Genomic DNA, 255 nt, shown 5'->3' with positions numbered 1-255 from the left:
ACAATGGAGTCCGCGTCTGCATGCGCGCCGTAGATCGTGTCCATGTGGCTCTGCGTGGCACTGGTCGTCTGCTGCTGCTTGAGTGGCGATAAAGCCGCCTCAACCTTGGCATTGACCGATACCAGCGTCGCATTGACACGCTCGTCAACTAGCTTGTTGACCCCGGCGGAAATGGCGGCTTCGGAGAAGTCGCCAAACAGTTCAGGGTCCACGCCGGCCTTGATGGCGTTCTCGGCAATGGCTACGTTCGTGGCT

At 59.6% G+C, this 255-nt stretch carries 1 pseudogene; it reads right to left on the bottom strand.

What is annotated here, in order from left to right:
- Positions 1 to 255, bottom strand: a pseudogene (locus C5P05_RS00100) (hypothetical protein); the annotation flags it as partial.

Source organism: Rhodoferax ferrireducens (assembly GCF_003347515.1).
Classification (GTDB): domain Bacteria; phylum Pseudomonadota; class Gammaproteobacteria; order Burkholderiales; family Burkholderiaceae_C; genus Rhodoferax.
Note: the sequence above shows the minus strand (reverse complement) of the source record. Positions and strands in the feature narration are given on the sequence as shown.